The organism is Micromonospora lupini (assembly GCF_026342015.1).
In the GTDB taxonomy this organism is placed as follows: Bacteria; Actinomycetota; Actinomycetes; order Mycobacteriales; family Micromonosporaceae; genus Micromonospora; species Micromonospora lupini_B.
On the sequence record NZ_JAPENL010000003.1, the window covers coordinates 191,690 to 207,724 of the forward strand.

Annotated in this window: 15 protein-coding genes; 8 read left to right on the forward strand and 7 right to left on the reverse strand. The window is 72.8% G+C overall.

What is annotated here, in order from left to right:
- The first annotated feature begins 194 nt into the window (after positions 1-194).
- Positions 195-2,351 (forward strand): elongation factor G-like protein EF-G2, encoded by a 2,157-nt coding sequence (locus tag OOJ91_RS28985; RefSeq protein WP_266250026.1) that lies wholly within the window; start codon positions 195-197, stop codon positions 2,349-2,351.
- A gap of 39 nt (positions 2,352-2,390) precedes the next feature.
- Here the strand turns inward: OOJ91_RS28985 and OOJ91_RS28990 are convergent, their stop codons facing one another.
- A complete protein-coding gene (locus tag OOJ91_RS28990; RefSeq protein ID WP_266250027.1) occupies positions 2,391-3,449 on the reverse strand; it encodes an aldo/keto reductase in 1,059 nt (352 codons plus the stop codon).
- Between the two features lie 85 nt (positions 3,450-3,534).
- Between OOJ91_RS28990 and OOJ91_RS28995 the strand changes: the two genes are divergently transcribed.
- Entirely contained in the window at positions 3,535-4,029 is a 495-nt protein-coding gene (locus OOJ91_RS28995; protein WP_266250028.1) for a hypothetical protein, read from the forward strand.
- 46 nt (positions 4,030-4,075) lie between these two features.
- On the opposite strand, the gene OOJ91_RS29000 is transcribed toward OOJ91_RS28995, so the two are convergent.
- Positions 4,076-4,588: an HIT family protein gene (locus OOJ91_RS29000; RefSeq protein WP_266251462.1), complete on the reverse strand. Its 513-nt coding sequence runs from the start codon at positions 4,586-4,588 to the stop codon at positions 4,076-4,078.
- Between the two features lie 164 nt (positions 4,589-4,752).
- Here OOJ91_RS29000 and OOJ91_RS29005 point away from each other — a divergent pair, with 164 nt between their 5' ends.
- Positions 4,753-5,493 carry a D-Ala-D-Ala carboxypeptidase family metallohydrolase gene (locus OOJ91_RS29005; protein ID WP_266250029.1) on the forward strand — a complete coding sequence of 247 codons (741 nt, stop codon included), beginning with the start codon at positions 4,753-4,755 and terminating at the stop codon, positions 5,491-5,493.
- 173 nt (positions 5,494-5,666) lie between these two features.
- Here OOJ91_RS29005 and thrS read toward each other — a convergent pair whose 3' ends face one another.
- Positions 5,667-7,676, reverse strand: coding sequence for a threonine--tRNA ligase (thrS, locus tag OOJ91_RS29010; protein WP_266250030.1), 2,010 nt, complete (start codon positions 7,674-7,676; stop codon positions 5,667-5,669).
- 177 nt (positions 7,677-7,853) lie between these two features.
- On the opposite strand from thrS, the gene OOJ91_RS29015 reads away from it, so the two are divergent.
- Entirely contained in the window at positions 7,854-8,798 is a 945-nt protein-coding gene (locus OOJ91_RS29015; RefSeq protein ID WP_266250031.1) for a DUF1775 domain-containing protein, read from the forward strand.
- Between the two features lie 167 nt (positions 8,799-8,965).
- Here OOJ91_RS29015 and OOJ91_RS29020 read toward each other — a convergent pair whose 3' ends face one another.
- Positions 8,966-9,883, reverse strand: coding sequence for an ADP-ribosylglycohydrolase family protein (locus OOJ91_RS29020; RefSeq protein WP_266250032.1), 918 nt, complete (start codon positions 9,881-9,883; stop codon positions 8,966-8,968).
- Between the two features lie 73 nt (positions 9,884-9,956).
- Between OOJ91_RS29020 and OOJ91_RS29025 the strand changes: the two genes are divergently transcribed.
- Together OOJ91_RS29025 and OOJ91_RS29030 are read left to right on the forward strand one after the other, a co-directional pair.
- A complete protein-coding gene (locus tag OOJ91_RS29025; RefSeq protein ID WP_007458139.1) occupies positions 9,957-10,646 on the forward strand; it encodes a response regulator transcription factor in 690 nt (229 codons plus the stop codon).
- A gap of 29 nt (positions 10,647-10,675) precedes the next feature.
- Positions 10,676-12,079, forward strand: a complete 1,404-nt coding sequence (locus OOJ91_RS29030) for a HAMP domain-containing sensor histidine kinase (protein WP_266250033.1) — start codon at positions 10,676-10,678, stop codon at positions 12,077-12,079.
- Positions 12,080-12,366: 287 nt separating this feature from the next.
- Here the strand turns inward: OOJ91_RS29030 and OOJ91_RS29035 are convergent, their stop codons facing one another.
- Together OOJ91_RS29035 and OOJ91_RS29040 are read right to left on the reverse strand one after the other, a co-directional pair.
- Positions 12,367-13,389 carry an adenosine deaminase gene (locus OOJ91_RS29035; RefSeq protein WP_266250034.1) on the reverse strand — a complete coding sequence of 341 codons (1,023 nt, stop codon included), beginning with the start codon at positions 13,387-13,389 and terminating at the stop codon, positions 12,367-12,369.
- Positions 13,386-14,180, reverse strand: a complete 795-nt coding sequence (locus OOJ91_RS29040; protein ID WP_266250035.1) for a trans-aconitate 2-methyltransferase — start codon at positions 14,178-14,180, stop codon at positions 13,386-13,388. Before OOJ91_RS29040 ends, OOJ91_RS29035 begins: the two co-directional genes overlap by 4 nt.
- Before the next feature lie 82 nt (positions 14,181-14,262).
- Here OOJ91_RS29040 and OOJ91_RS29045 point away from each other — a divergent pair, with 82 nt between their 5' ends.
- Positions 14,263-15,246 (forward strand): aldo/keto reductase, encoded by a 984-nt coding sequence (locus OOJ91_RS29045; protein ID WP_266250036.1) that lies wholly within the window; start codon positions 14,263-14,265, stop codon positions 15,244-15,246.
- 94 nt (positions 15,247-15,340) lie between these two features.
- Entirely contained in the window at positions 15,341-15,535 is a 195-nt protein-coding gene (locus OOJ91_RS29050) for a hypothetical protein (protein WP_266250037.1), read from the forward strand.
- A gap of 103 nt (positions 15,536-15,638) precedes the next feature.
- Here OOJ91_RS29050 and OOJ91_RS29055 read toward each other — a convergent pair whose 3' ends face one another.
- Positions 15,639-15,842, reverse strand: coding sequence for a cold-shock protein (locus OOJ91_RS29055; RefSeq protein ID WP_007458127.1), 204 nt, complete (start codon positions 15,840-15,842; stop codon positions 15,639-15,641).
- Positions 15,843-16,035: the final 193 nt, after the last annotated feature.

A 16,035-nucleotide genomic window follows, 5' to 3' on the forward strand; every position in this document is an offset into this window, starting at 1 on the left:
CCGCCCGGGAGAGGCTTGTGCCTACCCGACAACGGGTGTGAGATCGAGCCGGAGGGTGAGCCAGCTCACCCGCCCGCCCGTCCCGTTCCCGTTGTGCAGCAGACCACCGGAGGATACTGCCGCGCACTCGCCCCGGGCCGCTTCCACCTCGCGCGGCAGTCGCCACCCACCACCGGCTGAGGGAGGTGCGCCCCATGGCGCAGAAAAGTCAGGAGAAGGGCTCCACGGGCGGCACGCCTGTGGTGACCGAACCCGCGCGGGTTCGCAACGTGGTGCTCGTCGGGCACTCCGGGGCGGGCAAGACGACGCTTGTCGAGGCCCTGCTCGCGGCCACCGGCACGATCGGCCGGGCCGGCAGCGTCGTCGACGGCACCACAGTCGGTGACCACGACCCCGCGGCCGTACGCCAGCAGCGCTCGGTCAGCCTGTCCTGCGCGCCGCTGCTGCACAACGGCATCAAGGTCAACCTGCTGGACACCCCCGGGTACGCCGACTTCGTCGGTGAGCTGCGGGCCGGCCTGCGGGCCGCCGACGCCGCGCTGTTCGTCGTCTCGGCGGCCGGCGGGATGGACGCCGCCACGGTGGCCCTGTGGGAGGAGTGCGCGGCTGTCGACCTGCCGCGCGCCGTCGCGGTGGCCCGACTGGACCAGCCCCGCGCCGACTTCGACGAGACGGTGGCGCTCTGCCAGCGCCTCTTCGGCGACAACGTGATGCCCCTGTACCTGCCGATGCTCGGCGACGACGGTGTCTCCACCGAGGGTCTGCTCGGGCTGATCACCCGACGGGTCTTCGACTACTCCGCCGGGCTCCCCGCCGACGTCCGCGACCCGGACCCGGAGCACCAGCGGGCCATCGACGAGTCCCGCAACGAGCTGATCGAGGGGATCATCGCCGAGAGCGAGGACGAGACCCTCATGGACCGCTACCTCGACGGCGAGGAGATCAGCACCGAGGTGCTCATCGACGACCTGGAGAAGGCCGTCGCCCGGGGTCACTTCTACCCGGTCGTGCCGGTCTGCGCCGAGACCGGCGTCGGTCTGGACACGCTGCTGGAGGTGCTGACCGCCGCGTTCCCGTCACCGCTGGAGCACGAGCTTCCGGCCGTCACAGGCGTGGACGGCTCGCCCCGCCCGCCGCTGACCTGCGACCCGGACGGCCCGCTCGTGGCCGAGGTCGTCAAGACCACAGTCGACCGCCACGTCGGTCGGGTCTCGCTGGTCCGGGTCTTCTCCGGCACGCTGCGCCCGGACCAGACAGTGCACATCTGCGGACACGGCATGGCCGAGCGCGGGCACCCCGACCACGACGCCGACGAGCGGGTCGGGCACATCTACACCCCGCTGGGCGCCACCCTGCGTGAGGTGTCGCAGTGCGTGGCAGGCGACATCTGCGCGATCACCAAGTCGGGCAGCGCGGAGACCGGGGACACCGTCTCGGCCAAGGACGACCCGCTGCTGATCGCGCCGTGGGAGATGCCGGAGCCACTGCTGCCGGTGGCGATCGTCGCCCGCAGCCGCGCCGACGAGGACGCGCTGGCCCGCAACCTCGCCCGGCTCGTCGCCGGCGACCCCACCCTGCGGTTGGAGCGCAACCCGGAGACCCACCAGCTGGTGCTCTGGTGCATGGGCGAGGCGCACGCCGACGTCGTGCTGGACCGGCTGCGCGCCGGAGGCGTCGAGCTGGACACCGAACCGGTCAGGGTGTCGCTGCGCGAGACGCTCACCGTGCCGGCATCCGGCCACGGACGGCACGTCAAGCAGTCCGGCGGCCACGGCCAGTACGCGGTCTGCGACATCGAGGTGGAGCCGCTGCCCCGCGGCGCCGGCTTCGAGTTCGTCGACCGGATCGTCGGCGGCGCGGTGCCCCACCACTACATCCCGTCCGTGGAGAAGGGCGTCCGCGCCCAGCTGGAACGCGGGCTGGTCGCCGGTCACCCCGTGGTGGACCTGCGGGTCACCCTCGTCGACGGCAAGGCGCACAGCGTCGACTCCTCCGACGCGGCCTTCCAGACCGCCGGCGCGCTGGCGCTGCGCGACGCCGCCGAGCGGGGCCAGCCGGCGTTGCTGGAACCGATCGACGAGGTGACAGTCCGGGTGCCGGACGGCTCGGTGGGCGCGGTGCTGGGCGACCTGTCCAGCCGGCGCGGCCGAGTGCTCGGCACCGAACCCGACGAGGACACCGAGGGCAGGACCGTCGTGCGCGCCGAGGTGCCGGCCACCGAACTGCTGCGCTACGCCGTCGAGCTGCGCTCGATGACCGCCGGCACGGGCACCTTCCGCCGCCACTTCGTCCGCCACGACCCCATGCCCACCCACCTGGCGGACCAGGCCCGCAAGGAACACACCCCCTGAGTCCACGCCGTGGCCGCGCCCCGTCCCCCGCCCCGGTGCTCAGGGGTGGGTGATGGGGTGGGTGGGGCGGGGCCAGTGTGGGCGGTCGGCGTCACGGAGCGCGGCGGTGCGCAGGGCGGCGAGTTGACGTTCCACCTCGACGAACTGGTCCGGCGCCAACGGCCCCCAGCGCAGCGCGGCGGCGTTCTCCTCGACCTGGGCGACCGTACGGCAGCCGGGGATCGGGATGGTGCGCCCGCTGCGCGCCCAGATCCAACCCAGCGCGCCCTGGGCGAGGGTGCGCCCGTCGGCGGTCAGCGCGGCGCGCACCGCGCCGACCCGGCGCAGCCACTCCGGCGCGGGGCGGCCGCCCCGGAACCACTCCAGCCAGCCCGGTGCCAACCCGCGCACGTCGTCGCGGGGCAACGTCGACGCGGCCGTGTACTTGCCGGTGAGCAGGCCCATCCCCAGCGGCCCCTGGTTGACGCTGGCCAGGTCGTACTTGTCGCAGACGGCGAGCACCTCGGGGGCGTCGCGCAGCACCGACAGGGCGTGCTGCACGGCGGTGGCGCCGAGGGCCGCATGCCCGAACGCGGCGGCCCGGTCCGGGCGGTCGGTGCTCCACCCGTACGTCCGGATCAGGCCCTCGGCGACCAGGTCCTCGCAGACGCCGACAAGCGCCTGGGCGCGGGGCACCGGCAGGTCGGCCAGGTGCAGCTGGTAGAGGTCGATGCGGTCGGTGCCCAACCGGCGCAGCGAGGCGGTCACGGCCCGCCGCAGGTACGCCTCTGACGCGTCCTCCCCGGTCGCCTGCCGGGTCGCCTCGTCGAACGTGTAACCCCACTTGGTGGCGATCACGGCCTCGTCCCGGCGGCCGGCGAGGGCCCGCCCGAGCACCCGCTCGCCGTGCCCCGCGCCGTACGTGTCGGCGGTGTCGAAGAGGGTGATGCCCTCCTCGAGCGCACGACGTACCGCGCTAACGGACTCGTCGTCGTCGACCGCGCCCCAGCCCAGCGGCTGACCGCCCTCCGCCCAGGGACCGGCGATCGCCCAGCACCCCATGCCGAGGGCGCTGACCTCGATGCCGCTGCGCCCCAACACCCGTGTCGTCACTGCCATCGGCCGATCGTGCCACCTTCACCGGGCCTGGGCGTAGCAACTCCGGACGCGGAAACGCGGTACGCGCGCCCCGACGCCGTACGGCATGATCGACGCCATGCGGCGGCTGGGCGTGGACATCGGCGGTGTGCTCATCGAACCGGCCGACGAGGACGCCGACACGTCGTTCTTCGGCGCGCACTACCTGCGTACGCCCATGGTCGACGGGGCGTTCGACGCGCTCGCGGCGCTCGGGCCGGCGTTCGACGAGGTGCACCTCGTCTCCAAGTGCGGCGAGTCCACCGAGCGGCGGACCCGGGAGTGGCTGGCGCACCACGACTTCGTGGCGCGCACCGGCATCCCCGCCGAACGGGTGCACTTCTGCCGGACGCGGCCGGCCAAGGCGCCGATCGCCCGGCGGCTCGGCCTGACCCATTTCGTGGACGACAGGCTGGAGGTGCTCGGCTATCTCGACTCGGTGCCGCACCGCTACCTGTTCCGGCCCCGCCCGGCGGAGGTCGCCGCACACGCCGCGCTGCTGCCCGGCGTACACCGGGTGGAGAGCTGGCCGGAGCTGACCGACCTGCTGCGCGCCGAATAGCCGGACCGGCGCGGTCCTCGAGCCGGCGGGGGTCAGGCCCGGCGGGTCAGGACGGCCAGGCGCGGGCGAGCAGGTCGCGGGTGTCGCCGAGCAGTTGCGGCAGCACCTTGGTGCGGCCGATCACCGGCATGAAGTTCGCGTCGCCGCCCCAGCGCGGCACGACGTGCTGGTGCAGGTGGGCGGCGATGCCGGCGCCGGCCACCCCGCCCTGGTTCATGCCCAGGTTGAAGCCGTGCGCGTTGCTCACCTTGCGGACCACACGCATCGCCGACTGGGTGTACGAGGCAAGCTCGGCGGTCTCCGGCTCGTCGAGGTCGGTGTAGTCGGCGACGTGCCGGTACGGGCAGACGAGCAGGTGCCCCGGGTTGTACGGGTAGAGGTTGAGCACCACGAAGACGTGCTCGCCGCGGGCCACCACCAGGCTCTCCTCCGGCGGGAGCCCGGGGGCCAGACAGAACGGGCAACCAGTCGGTTTCTCGTAGCCCTCGGCCGGGCGGTCCTCGCCGGAGATGTAGGTCATCCGGTGCGGCGTCCAGAGCCGCTCCAGGCCGTCCGCCATGCCGTCGCTGTCCGTGTGCCGCTCCGCCCCTGTCACGAGCCGATCCTACGGAGCCGTGCGGGCCGGCCGCGACACCCGTCACCGGGAAACTCCTTGCTGCAAGTTGTTGACGGATTGACGCCCAGACCTGAAACTTCCATACATTCAGGCACTTGAATCAATGGATGGAGAGCTTCATGATCCGACGGCTCGGCAGGGTCATCGCGGCGCTCGCGCTGGCCGCCGCCACCACTGTGACCGGGGTCACCCTCACCGCCAGCGCGGCACACGCCGACGGCTGCTACACCTGGGGTCGCACCCTCTCCCAGGGGATGTCCGGCGAGGACGTCAGGCAACTCCAGATCCGCGTCGCCGGCTACCCCGGCTACGGGGCCGTGCTCACCATCGACGGCGCCTACGGCCCGGCGACCCGGTCCGCGGTGATCCGCTTCCAGCAGGCGTACGGGCTGGGCGCGGACGGCATCGCCGGCCCGCAGACCTTCAACCGGCTGTACGCCCTCCAGGACGACGACTGCACACCCGTCAACTTCAGCTACGCCGAGCTGAACAACTGCAACAGCACCTGGGCCGGCGGAGCGGTCGCGGCGAGCACCGCCCGCGCCAACGCGCTCGTCTCGATGTGGAAGCTCCAGGCGCTGCGGCACGCCCTCGGCGACGTGCCCATCGCGATCAGCAGCAGTTTCCGCAGCTACTCCTGCAACAGCGCGGTCGGCGGGGCGTCGAACAGCAGGCACCTGTACGGCGACGCGGTGGACCTGGTCGGCTCACCGTCGCTGTGCCGGCTCGCCCAGCAGGCCCGCAACCACGGCTTCGGCCAGATCCTCGGCCCCGGCTACCCGGACCACAACGACCACACCCACGTGGCGGCCGTCGGCGGCTGGTCCGCGCCCACCTGCGGCATCTGACTCGGCCAGCGCCTCCTCCGACGCCGGGCTGCGGGCTGCGGGCTGCGGGCTGCGGGCGAAGATCGCGCTCGAACATGGAAGTAGTGGCCTCCCACGTCGGGGAGGCCACTACTTCCTGGATCGAGCGCGATCACGCGGCACGCGAGCGGCTCGCCGGCCGTGCCGTCGTCGCGCTACTCGGCGGCGGCCGACGGGCCGATGTTCGTGCGGGAGGTCACCACGTCGAGGACGTGGGTCACCGCCTCGGCGACCGGCACGCCGTTGCGCTGCGAGCCGTCGCGGTAGCGGAACGAGACCGTGCCGGCGGCCACGTCGTCGTCGCCCGCGATCACCATGAACGGGATCTTCTGCTGCTGGGCCGTCCGGATCTTCTTCTGCATCCGGTCGTCACCCCCGTCCACCTGGGCCCGGATGCCCTCGGCGCGCAGCGCCGCGACGAAGCCGTGCAGGTAGTCGGTGTGGTCCTCCCGGATCGGGATGCCGACCACCTGCACCGGCGCCAGCCAGGCCGGGAACGCCCCCGCGTAGTGCTCGGTGAGCACCCCGAAGAACCGCTCGATCGACCCGAACAGCGCCCGGTGGATCATCACGGGCCGCTGGCGGCTGCCGTCGGCGGCCTGGTACTCCAACCCGAACCGCTCCGGCTGGTTGAAGTCGACCTGAAGGGTGGACAACTGCCACGTCCGGCCGATCGCGTCCCGCGCCTGCACCGAGATCTTCGGCCCGTAGAACGCCGCGCCACCCGGGTCGGGCACCAGGTCCAGGCCGGAGGTCTCGGCAGCGGTCCGCAGCGCCTCGGTGGCCTCCTCCCAGTCCTCGTCGGCGCCGATGAACTTCGGCGAGTCGTCGCGGGTCGACAGCTCCAGGTAGAAGTCGTCGAGGCCGTAGTCACGCAGCAGGTCCAGCACGAAGCTGAGCAGCGTGGTCAGCTCCCCGGCCATCTGCTCGCGGGTGCAGTAGATGTGCGAGTCGTCCTGGGTCAGCCCGCGGACCCGGGTCAGGCCGTGCACCACGCCGGACTTCTCGTACCGGTAGACCGTGCCGAACTCGAACATCCGCAGCGGCAGCTCCCGGTACGACCGCCCGCGCGCCCTGAAGATCAGGTTGTGCATCGGGCAGTTCATGGCCTTGAGGTAGTAGTCCGCGCCCTCCAACTGCATGGGCGGGAACATCGTGTCCGCGTAGTACGGCAGGTGACCGGAGGTCTGGAACAGCTGTGCCTTGGTGATGTGCGGGGTGTTGACGAACTCGTACCCCGCCTCCTCGTGCCGCCGCCGCGAGTAGTGCTCCATCTCCCGGCGGATGATGCCGCCCTTGGGGTGGAAGACCGCGAGGCCGGAGCCGATCTCGTCGGGGAAGCTGAACAGGTCCAGGTCCGCGCCGAGCTTGCGGTGGTCGCGCCGGGCGGCCTCCTCCAACAGCTTCAGGTACGCCTTGAGCTCGTCGCGGGTCGGCCACGCGGTGCCGTACACCCGCTGCAGTTGGGGGTTCTTCTCCGACCCGCGCCAGTACGCGGCGGCGGAGCGCATCAGCTTGAACGCGCCGATCAGTCGGGTGGTCGGCAGGTGCGGGCCCCGGCACAGGTCCGACCAGCAGACCTTGTCCTCCTTGGCGTCGAGGTTGTCGTAGATCGTCAGCTCGCCGCCGCCGACCTCCATCACCTCGTCGGTGTCCAGGCCCTCGCCCTTGACCTCGATCAGCTCCAGCTTGAACGGCTCGTCGGCCAGCTCGGCGCGCGCCTCGTCCAGGCTGCCGAAGCGGCGGCGACGGAACCGCTGCCCGCTCTTGACGATCTCCTGCATGCGCTTTTCGATCTTGCTGAGGTCATCGGGCTGGAACGGCTTGGCGACGTCGAAGTCGTAGTAGAAGCCGTTCTCGATGGGCGGGCCGATGCCCAGCTTGGCCTCGGGGAAGACGTCCTGCACGGCCTGGGCGAGCACGTGCGCGGTGGAGTGACGCAGGACGTTGAGCCCGTCCGGCGAGTCCAGGCTGACCGGCTCGACCGTGGTCTCCTCGGCCGGTGCCCAGTCCAGGTCGCGGAGCTGACCCTGCGGGTCGCGGACCACGACGATCGCCTTGGGGCCGTTCGCGGGCAGTCCGGCCGCGGCCACCGCGTCGGCCGCCGTCGTCCCGGCGGCGACGACGACAGGGTCGGCCACGGCGGGGGTACGGGGTGCGGACACGGTGACTCCTCCAAGCGGTACGAAACGGTGCCGATCCTCGGCTCTTGGCCGATGCTATCGGTCGCACCGTCGGCGCCTTCCAGACGGCTCGCGTTGAACCTTTCGCGCCTCGGATCCGAACTAAGTGGTGTGGCCGGAAACCGGTGCCGGTCGCGTCGAGACGGATGGGGGCACGAGATGGCGAGCACGCACGGCGGAGGCCGTCCGCGGCGGATCGCGGCGGTGACCGCGCTGACCGCCGCGGGGCTGCTGCTCTGGCCCGGTGCGGCGGCGCACGCCGCGGACGTCACGACCACGCCGACCGAGGCACGGCAGGGTGACGCCGTACGGCTGGAGTTCTCCGTGCCCGAGGAGCGGGCCGGCACGAAGACCACCCGGATCGAGGTGCGGTTGCCGGCCGACGCCCCGGTTGCCGAGGTCTATCCGATGTCTGTCGACGGCTGGGCTCCCAAGATCAGCTCTCGGACGCTTGACACGCCGGTGGCCGGCATCCACTCGTCCGGGGTGAGCACCGTGACCACGGCGGTGACCTGGGTACGCGTCGGCACGGGCGCGTCCGGCCCGGCCCGGCTGGCCCTGTCCATGGGCCCGCTGCCGCAGGCGGAGCGGCTCACCTTCGAGGTCGTCCAGACGTACGCCGACGGCACGGTCGTCAGGTGGGCGGACGCCAGCGGCACACACCGGGCCCCGGTGCTGACGCTGCTGCCGGCGGCGGGCGCGGCCGGACCGGCCGGACACGGCGGGCACGGCGCTCCCGCGGCCGGCGCGGCGAACGGTCCCGGCGGCGGCGACGCCGCTGCCGGCGACACCGCCGGTGGCGCGGCGGCGGGCGGGTCGGGTGGCGCCGACGAGGACTCCGGCAACGCCGACGGGATGCTGGCCGGCGGGCTGCTGGCCGGCCTGGGCGGCGGCGCGGCGATCGGTTGGCTTGTCAGCCGGTGGCGGCGACGCGACCCGGCCGAGGACGCGGCCCTGGCCGAGATCACCGGCGACCCGGCCGAGGACGCGGCCCTGGCCGAGATCACCGGCGACCCGGCCGAGGACGCGGCCCTGGCCGAGGTGACCGGCGACACCGCCGCGCCCGCCGACCGCCAGCCCGCCGTTCCCACAGCATCGCGGTGATCCACTCCGCTTCCCGGAAACCGCGGCCTCCACGCCGAGCTGATCGACACGACATCGCCGATATCGGGGTATCCCGCCGCCGGGTTACCCCAATATCGGCGATGTCGAGTGGATCACGTCCACAAGCTGCGGACTCGGCGGCGGTACGGCGCCCAAGGGGGCGCCTGTCAGGGGAGCCAGGTGGGTAGCGGCTCGCGGGCGGCCAGCCACGCCTCGGGCACCCCGCCCGGGGTGCCGACACCCGTGTACGCGGCCACGATCGCCCCGACGATGGCGGCCGTGGTGTCCATGTCACCGCCCGCCCGGACACACCTCCGGATCGCCGTCGGATAGTCGTCGAGGTGGGTGGCGGCCACCCAGAGGGTGAATCCGACGGTGTCCTGCGCGGTCACCCGGGAACCGTTGCCCAGTTCCGCCACCACCCGGTCCACCGGTCGGCCGAGCAGCGCAGCCGCCCGGCTCACGCTCCGGTGCACCTCGCTGCCCGGGTCCAGGGCGGCGGCGATCCCGGCGAGCAGGCGGTCCGGGGCCGGCCGGTGCCCGTCGAGGCGACCCCGGGCGGCCATCGCGGCGGCCACGGCAACCGCGATGGCGCCGGCGATCCCCTCCGGGTGCGCGTGGGTCACCTCGGCCGAGGCGCGGGCCTGCGCCGCGGCATGCGCGGTGGAGTCGGCGAAGTACGCGCCCAGCGGGCCCACCCGCATCGCCGCGCCGTTGCCGCAGGAGCCCTGGCCGTCGAAGGCGGACGCGGCGGCCACCGGCCACGGGGTGCCGGTGCGGATCAGCCGCAGGATCGCCATCGCGCCAGCCCCGTAGCCCCGGCGTGGAGCACACCGCTCGGCGAAGGCCACTGCCAGCCGGTCGCGGTCGACGCCACCGGAGTGGGCCAGCTCGGCGAGGACCGAGCAGGCCATCTCGGTGTCGTCGGTCCACTCCCAGGGGGCGGGCGGCAGCGTGGCGTCGGTGAGGTCCTCCGGCGGCCCCGGCAGGAAGTACTGCGCGCCTAGCGCGTCGCCTGTGGAGAGGCCGGCGAGGCTGTCCCGGGCGAGCGCCAGTCGGGCGTCGGCGAAGAGGGTGAAGGACATCGTCGTACCAGCTTGCCCGGTTCCCAGGTACGTCGCAACGCGATCAACTTGCCAGGCCAAGTACGGTCTTCTCGTGGCCTCCGTGCTCCTGGTCGAAGACGATCACGTCGTACGCGGCGCGATGCTGCGGTCCCTCGCTGACCGGGGGCACGCCGTGCACGCCGTGGGCACCGCCCTGGACGCGTTGCGCCGGGTCGCCGCGGAGACGCCCGACCTGGTGGTGTTGGACCTCGGCCTGCCCGATCTGGACGGCTCCGACGCGCTGCGGATGCTGCGCGGCATCACCGACGTCCCGATCATCATCGCCACCGCCCGCGACGACGAGCAGTCGGTGGTCAAGCTGCTGCGCGCCGGGGCCGACGACTACATGGTGAAGCCGTTCACGGGCGCGCACCTGGACGCCCGCATCACCACGGTGCTGCGACGCGCCGGGCGGGCCAGCCGGACGGTGCAGCCCGCGGTGCACACGGTCGGCGGGTTGCGTGTCGACGTCGGTGAGCGCAGCGCCCAACTCGACGGGGAGCCGCTGGCGCTGACCCGTAAGGAATTCGACCTGCTGGCGTATCTCGCCGCACGACCCGGGCGGGTAGTGTCCCGCCGGGAACTCTTGGAGGAGGTATGGCGGCAGCCATCGGTCGGCGAGGATCAGACCATCGACGTGCACCTGTACTGGCTCCGCCGAAAGATGGGCGAGTCCGCGGCGAAGCCGCGCTACCTGCGCACCGTGCGGGGGGTCGGGTTCCGGCTGGTGGCACCGGACTGAGGACGGCGCTGGCCCTGCTCACGGCCGGCATGTGCAGTCTCGTCGCGCTCGCGTTCCTGATCCCGCTCGGGTTGAGCCTGCGGGGGCAGACGCGGGAGGAGGCGATCGCCGACGCGGCCCGACGCAGCGCGCTGGTGACAGGCGCGCTGGCGGTGAGCACGGACCCGGCGGTGGTGGAACGCGCCGTGGTGGCAAGTGGTGACGGCACGTCGACCCGGCCGGTGGTGCACGGGCTGGGGTTGGACGAGTCCGCAGCCCGCGCCAGCGGCAGCGACCTGGACCGGGCCCGCGCCGAGCGGCGCTCGCTCGTCACCGACGTCGACGGCGGGGTGGTCCGGCTCGACCCGGTGGTCCTCGGCGACAAGACCGCGGTGGTCGAGGTGTTCGTGGCGGACTCCACGTTGGGCGAGGGCGCCGGCGGCACCTGGCTGCTGCTGTTCGGGGTGGGCGCGGCGATGGCCGGCGCGGCGGTGCTTGTGGTCGATCGGGTGGCCGCCCGCGCGGTGGACGCCACGCGAGGTCTGGTCCAGGCCGCCCTGTCGATAGGCGACGGCGACCTGGGCGTACGCGTGGAGCCGACGGGCCCCCGTGAGCTGGCGGAGGCCGGGTACGCCTTCAACCGGATGGCCGACCGGCTGGACGCGGCGCGCACCGACGAGCGGGAGTTGGTGGCCGACCTTTCGCACCGGCTGCGGACGCCGTTGACTGTGCTCCGGCTGGACGCGGAGGCGCTGGAGTCCGACGACACGAGCGTGGGCTCGTTCAGCCCGGCGGAGCTGGACCGGCTGCGGGGCATCCGGCGGATCCGGCAGGCGATCGTCACCCTCGAAGGTGAGATCGACGTGCTGATCAAGACCACCCGTAAGTCGGTGGCCCACGAGGCCGGCCCGGCGATGTGCGACGTCAGCGAGGTCGTCCGGGACCGGATGGTGTTCTGGGCGGCGCTCGCCGGTGACCAGAACCGGCCGCACCGGGTCAACGGCGCCCAGTTGCGCATCCCCGCGCCGGTGCCGCGCGCCGAGCTGGCCGCCGCGCTGGACGCGGTGATCGGCAACGTCTTCCGCTACACCCCGCAGGGCACGGCGTTCGAGGTGGCCGTGTCCCGCCGCGACGGGTACGTGGCCATCCGCATCGACGACGCGGGCCCGGGCATCGCCAACCCGGACCGGGCGCTGCGGCGGGGCACCAGCGACCAGGGCTCGACCGGGCTCGGCCTGGACATCGCCAAGCGGGTGGCGTTGCAGGCCAACGGCTCGGTGAGCATCGACCGGGCCCGGTTGGGCGGCGCCAGCGTGGTGATGCTGCTCGCCGACCCGGAGGCGACGCCCCGGCAGGTCAACCGGTTCGGCCTCGTGGGCCGGATGGCGCGCGACGCCCGGGACCAGAAGACGAGCGGCCGTCGCTGGCCCCGCCAGCGCCCCACCGACGACTGAGCACCCTCCACCGACGACTGAGCACCCCGCGCCGATCGGCTGAGGCGGGCGCTCCGATCGGCTGAGCCGACCGGGGCTGTGCGGCGGCGCAAGTCTTCCTTAGATCGCGGTTAACGACGCCTGTCGGACGCTCGCGGGCTGACAGGATCAGAGCACGAACCCACCAGTTCCACCGGTCAGCGCACCACGCACCCACCGGCCGGTGGAGCCGCGCGCGCGGCGGGAGTCTCAGGTCCCCCCACACCCACGCTCCCGCCGCGCGCCCCGCTCACCCGTCCCGCCCGGTGTCAGCCGACGGTGGCGACGTACGCGTCGATCTCGGCGCTGATCCGCTGCTTGCCGGCCGGGTCGAGGAAGGACGCGGTCACCGCGTTGCGGGCCAGCGCGGCCAGTTCCTCCGGGCCCGCCCCGAGCAGCCGGGCCGCCACCGCGTACTCGTCGTTGAGGGTGGTGCCGAACATCGGCGGGTCGTCGGAGTTGATGGTGACGAGCAGCCCGGCCTCGACCAGCCGGGGCAGCGGGTGTTCGTCGAGGCTGGCCACGGCCCTGGTCCGCACGTTTGACGTCGGGCAGATCTCCATCCCGATCTGCCGCTCGGCGAGGTACGTGAGCAGCTCCGGGTCCTGTGCGGCGGAGATGCCGTGCCCGATGCGCTCGGCGCCCAGCTCGTTGAGCGCGTCCCAGATCGTCTGCGGGCCGGTGGTCTCCCCGGCGTGCGGCACCGAGCGCAGCCCGGCGGCGCGGGCCTTGTCGAAGAAGGGCCGGAACTGCGGCCGGGGTACACCGATCTCCGGGCCGCCGAGACCGAAGCTGATCAGGCCGTCCGGGCGCTCGTCAAGCGCGATGCGCAGCGTCTCCTCGGCCGCCGGGAGGCCGGCCTCGCCGGGGATGTCGAAGCACCAGCGCAGGTCGAGGCCGAAGTCGGCGGCGGCGCGCTTACGGGCGTCCTCGATGGCCTCGCAGAACGCGGGCGCGGGGATGCCCCGCCGCACGTGCGAGTACGGGGTGATGGTCAGCTCCGCGTAGCGGACCTGTTGGCGGGCCAGCTCCCGGGCCACCTCGTGGGTGAGGAGCCAGACGTCCTCCGGATCGCGGATGAGGTCGACGACGCTCAGGTAGACCTCGATGAAGTGCGCGAAGTCGCGGAACTCGAAGTAGTCGGCGAGGGCCGCCGGGTCGGCCGGCACCGGCGAGCGGCCCTCGTGCCGGGCGGCCAGCTCGGCGACGATCCGGGGCGAGGCGGAGCCGACGTGGTGCACGTGCAGCTCCACCTTGGGCAGGCCGGCGATAACTGTGGACAGGTCGGTCACGGGTTCTCCTGGGCTTGGGCGCCGGTGCGGGCGACGACGAAGACGCGGCGGAACGGGAAAGACACCTGACCGTGCCGCGCCGGGTACGCGGCGGTGAGCCGTACTCCCAGTTCGGCGCGGAAGGCCGACCAGCCGGCGGCGTCCAGGGCGGCCCGGACGGGGCGCAGCGCGGTGCCCTCCATCCAGGCCAGCACCGGGTGGTCGGCGGCGGGTTCGGCCGGCAGCAGGTGCACGTAGGTAGTCTCCCAGGCGTCGACCGCGCAGCCGGCGGCGGTCAGCAGCTCCGCGTAGTCGGCCGGGTCGTCGACGGGTTCGGCGCGCAGCAGCGGGGCCACCTGGGCACGCCAGGCCGGACGGCCGGCGACCTCGCGCAGCGCCCGGTGCGACGGGGCGTCGAAGTTGCCGGGGACCTGCATGGCGAGCCAGGCGCCGGCGGGCAGCTCGGTGGCCCAGCGGCGCAGCAACTTCTGGTGGCCGGGCACCCACTGCAACGCCGCGTTGGTGACCACCACGTCCTCGTCGCCGGCCGGCCGCCAGTCGCGCAGGTCGGCGACGGCGAACTCGACAGGTGTCGGCAGGGCGCGCGCCCTGCCGATCATCTCCGGCGCGGAGTCGAGGCCGAGGACCCGGGCGGTCGGCCAGCGCTCGGCGAGGGTGGCGGTGAGCTGGCCGGGGCCGCAGCCGAGGTCGACCACAGTCCGGGGCCGGGCGGCGGGGACCCGGGCTACCAGGTCGTGAAACGGCCGGGAGCGCTCGTCGCCGTAGCGCAGGTACGTCGTCGGATCCCACATCGTCGCCTCCAAACCGTACGTCCGTCTTGTTTACCGTACGGCTCGCGTGGCAGGCCGGCAACCCGATCACTAGGCTCGGGGCATGGAACAGCGCAGCTTCAACCGGCTCGGCCGGACCGTCGGAGTGGTCGGCCTGGGCGCCTGGCAGCTCGGCGCCGACTGGGGCACCGTCAGCGAGGCCGACGCCCTGGCGGTGCTCGCCGCCGCGGTGGACGCCGGAGTCACCTTCCTCGACACCGCCGACGTCTACGGCGACGGCCGCAGCGAGCAGTTGATCGGCCGCTTCCTGCGCTCCCGTCCGGACGCCGGCCTGACCGTCGCCACCAAGATGGGCCGGCGCGTCGAGCAGCGACCGGAGGCGTACACCCTGGCCCACTTCCGAGAGTGGACCGACAGGTCCCGGGCCAACCTCGGGGTGGACACTCTGGACCTGGTCCAGCTGCACTGCCCGCCGAGCGCCGTGTTCGCCGACGACGCCGTGTTCGACGCCCTGGACACCCTCGTCGCCGAGAAGGCCATCGCGGGGTACGGGGTCAGCGTGGAGACGTGCGACCAGGCGCTCACCGCCATCGCCCGTCCCGGTGTGGCAAGCGTCCAGATCATCCTCAACGCCGTCCGGCACAAGCCGCTGGAGCGTGTGCTGCCGACAGCCGCGCAGGCCGGCGTCGGCATCATCGCCCGGGTGCCCCTGGCAAGCGGCCTGCTCTCCGGTCGCTACGACGAGCACACCGAGTTCGCCGCCGACGACCACCGCAACTACAACCGGCACGGCGAGGCGTTCGACGTGGGCGAGACGTTCTCCGGCGTCGACTACACGCAGGGGCTCGCGGCCGTACGCCGGCTGGCGCCACTCGTCGACTCCGACCGCACGATGGCGCAGTTCGCGCTGCGGTGGGTGCTGGACCAGGCCGGTGTCACGGTCGTCATCCCCGGCGCCCGCGACGCCGAGCAGGCCCGGCGCAACGCCGCCGCGGCCGACCTGCCGCCGCTCACGGCCGGCCAACAGACAGGTGTACGCGAGGTCTACGACGAGCTGATCCGCCCGCAGGTGCACGACAGGTGGTGAGCCGCCCACCCCGGGTACTCGCGTTGCGCCGCCACAGCGGCGATGCTGGTACCCGGGGGCGGTGTGGCGCCCCATCCGGGAAGGAGGGCGAACGATGAGAGGTTGGCTGACGCTCACCCTCGGCCTGCTGGCCGTGGTGATCGGTGCGGTGTGGACGGTGCAGGGCCTCGGCTACGTCGGCGGCAGCGGGATGACCGGCGAGCGGACCTGGGCGGTGATCGGCCCGATCGTGGTCGTGGTCGGGCTGGTCGTGCTCTGGCTGGGCCTGCGCTCGCGCCGCCGACTCTGACGGGCGGAAGTGGGAAGCCCCGCATCCCGGAAGGGATACGGGGCTTTACTACAACGACCCCTGGCCGGGTCGTCCACTGACCGACGAGGGCCAGCCACTCTGATCAGAGCGGACGGACCTGCTCGGCCTGCGGGCCCTTCTGACCCTGAGCGATCTCGAACTCCACCCGCTGGTTCTCCTCCAGCGAGCGGTAGCCGCTCGTCTGGATGGCCGAGAAGTGGACGAACACGTCAGCACCCCCGCCGTCGACGGTGATGAAGCCGAAGCCCTTGTCAGCGTTGAACCACTTCACGGTTCCCTGCGCCATGTGTATCTCCTTCTAAAACTGGTGGCCGTGCACGCCGTGCGGCCGATTGGCCGTTTCGAGCAGCGGCGCCTGAGGCGGCCCCCCACGAAGGGAACTTCTCTCAACCCACGCCATCTCGCAGCAGCGTGGAACAGCAAATCACGGACCCGAAAAGTCTGTCACGACCTCTCCCACGAATTTCTCCGACATGTGA

What these genes read in the sequence shown, in the direction of transcription:
- OOJ91_RS28990 (WP_266250027.1), bottom strand. Translation starts at nt 3,449, where the DNA reads ATGGCAGTGACGACACGGGTGTTGGGGCGCAGCGGCATCGAGGTCAGC.
- OOJ91_RS29015 (WP_266250031.1), top strand. Translation starts at nt 7,854, where the DNA reads ATGGCGAGCACGCACGGCGGAGGCCGTCCGCGGCGGATCGCGGCGGTG.
- OOJ91_RS29000 (WP_266251462.1), bottom strand. Translation starts at nt 4,588, where the DNA reads ATGGCGGACGGCCTGGAGCGGCTCTGGACGCCGCACCGGATGACCTAC.
- OOJ91_RS28985 (WP_266250026.1), top strand. Translation starts at nt 195, where the DNA reads ATGGCGCAGAAAAGTCAGGAGAAGGGCTCCACGGGCGGCACGCCTGTG.
- OOJ91_RS29005 (WP_266250029.1), top strand. Translation starts at nt 4,753, where the DNA reads ATGGAGAGCTTCATGATCCGACGGCTCGGCAGGGTCATCGCGGCGCTC.
- OOJ91_RS29020 (WP_266250032.1), bottom strand. Translation starts at nt 9,883, where the DNA reads ATGTCCTTCACCCTCTTCGCCGACGCCCGACTGGCGCTCGCCCGGGAC.
- OOJ91_RS29050 (WP_266250037.1), top strand. Translation starts at nt 15,341, where the DNA reads ATGAGAGGTTGGCTGACGCTCACCCTCGGCCTGCTGGCCGTGGTGATC.
- OOJ91_RS29030 (WP_266250033.1), top strand. Translation starts at nt 10,676, where the DNA reads ATGTGCAGTCTCGTCGCGCTCGCGTTCCTGATCCCGCTCGGGTTGAGC.
- OOJ91_RS29045 (WP_266250036.1), top strand. Translation starts at nt 14,263, where the DNA reads ATGGAACAGCGCAGCTTCAACCGGCTCGGCCGGACCGTCGGAGTGGTC.
- OOJ91_RS29055 (WP_007458127.1), bottom strand. Translation starts at nt 15,842, where the DNA reads ATGGCGCAGGGAACCGTGAAGTGGTTCAACGCTGACAAGGGCTTCGGC.
- OOJ91_RS28995 (WP_266250028.1), top strand. Translation starts at nt 3,535, where the DNA reads ATGATCGACGCCATGCGGCGGCTGGGCGTGGACATCGGCGGTGTGCTC.
- OOJ91_RS29040 (WP_266250035.1), bottom strand. Translation starts at nt 14,180, where the DNA reads ATGTGGGATCCGACGACGTACCTGCGCTACGGCGACGAGCGCTCCCGG.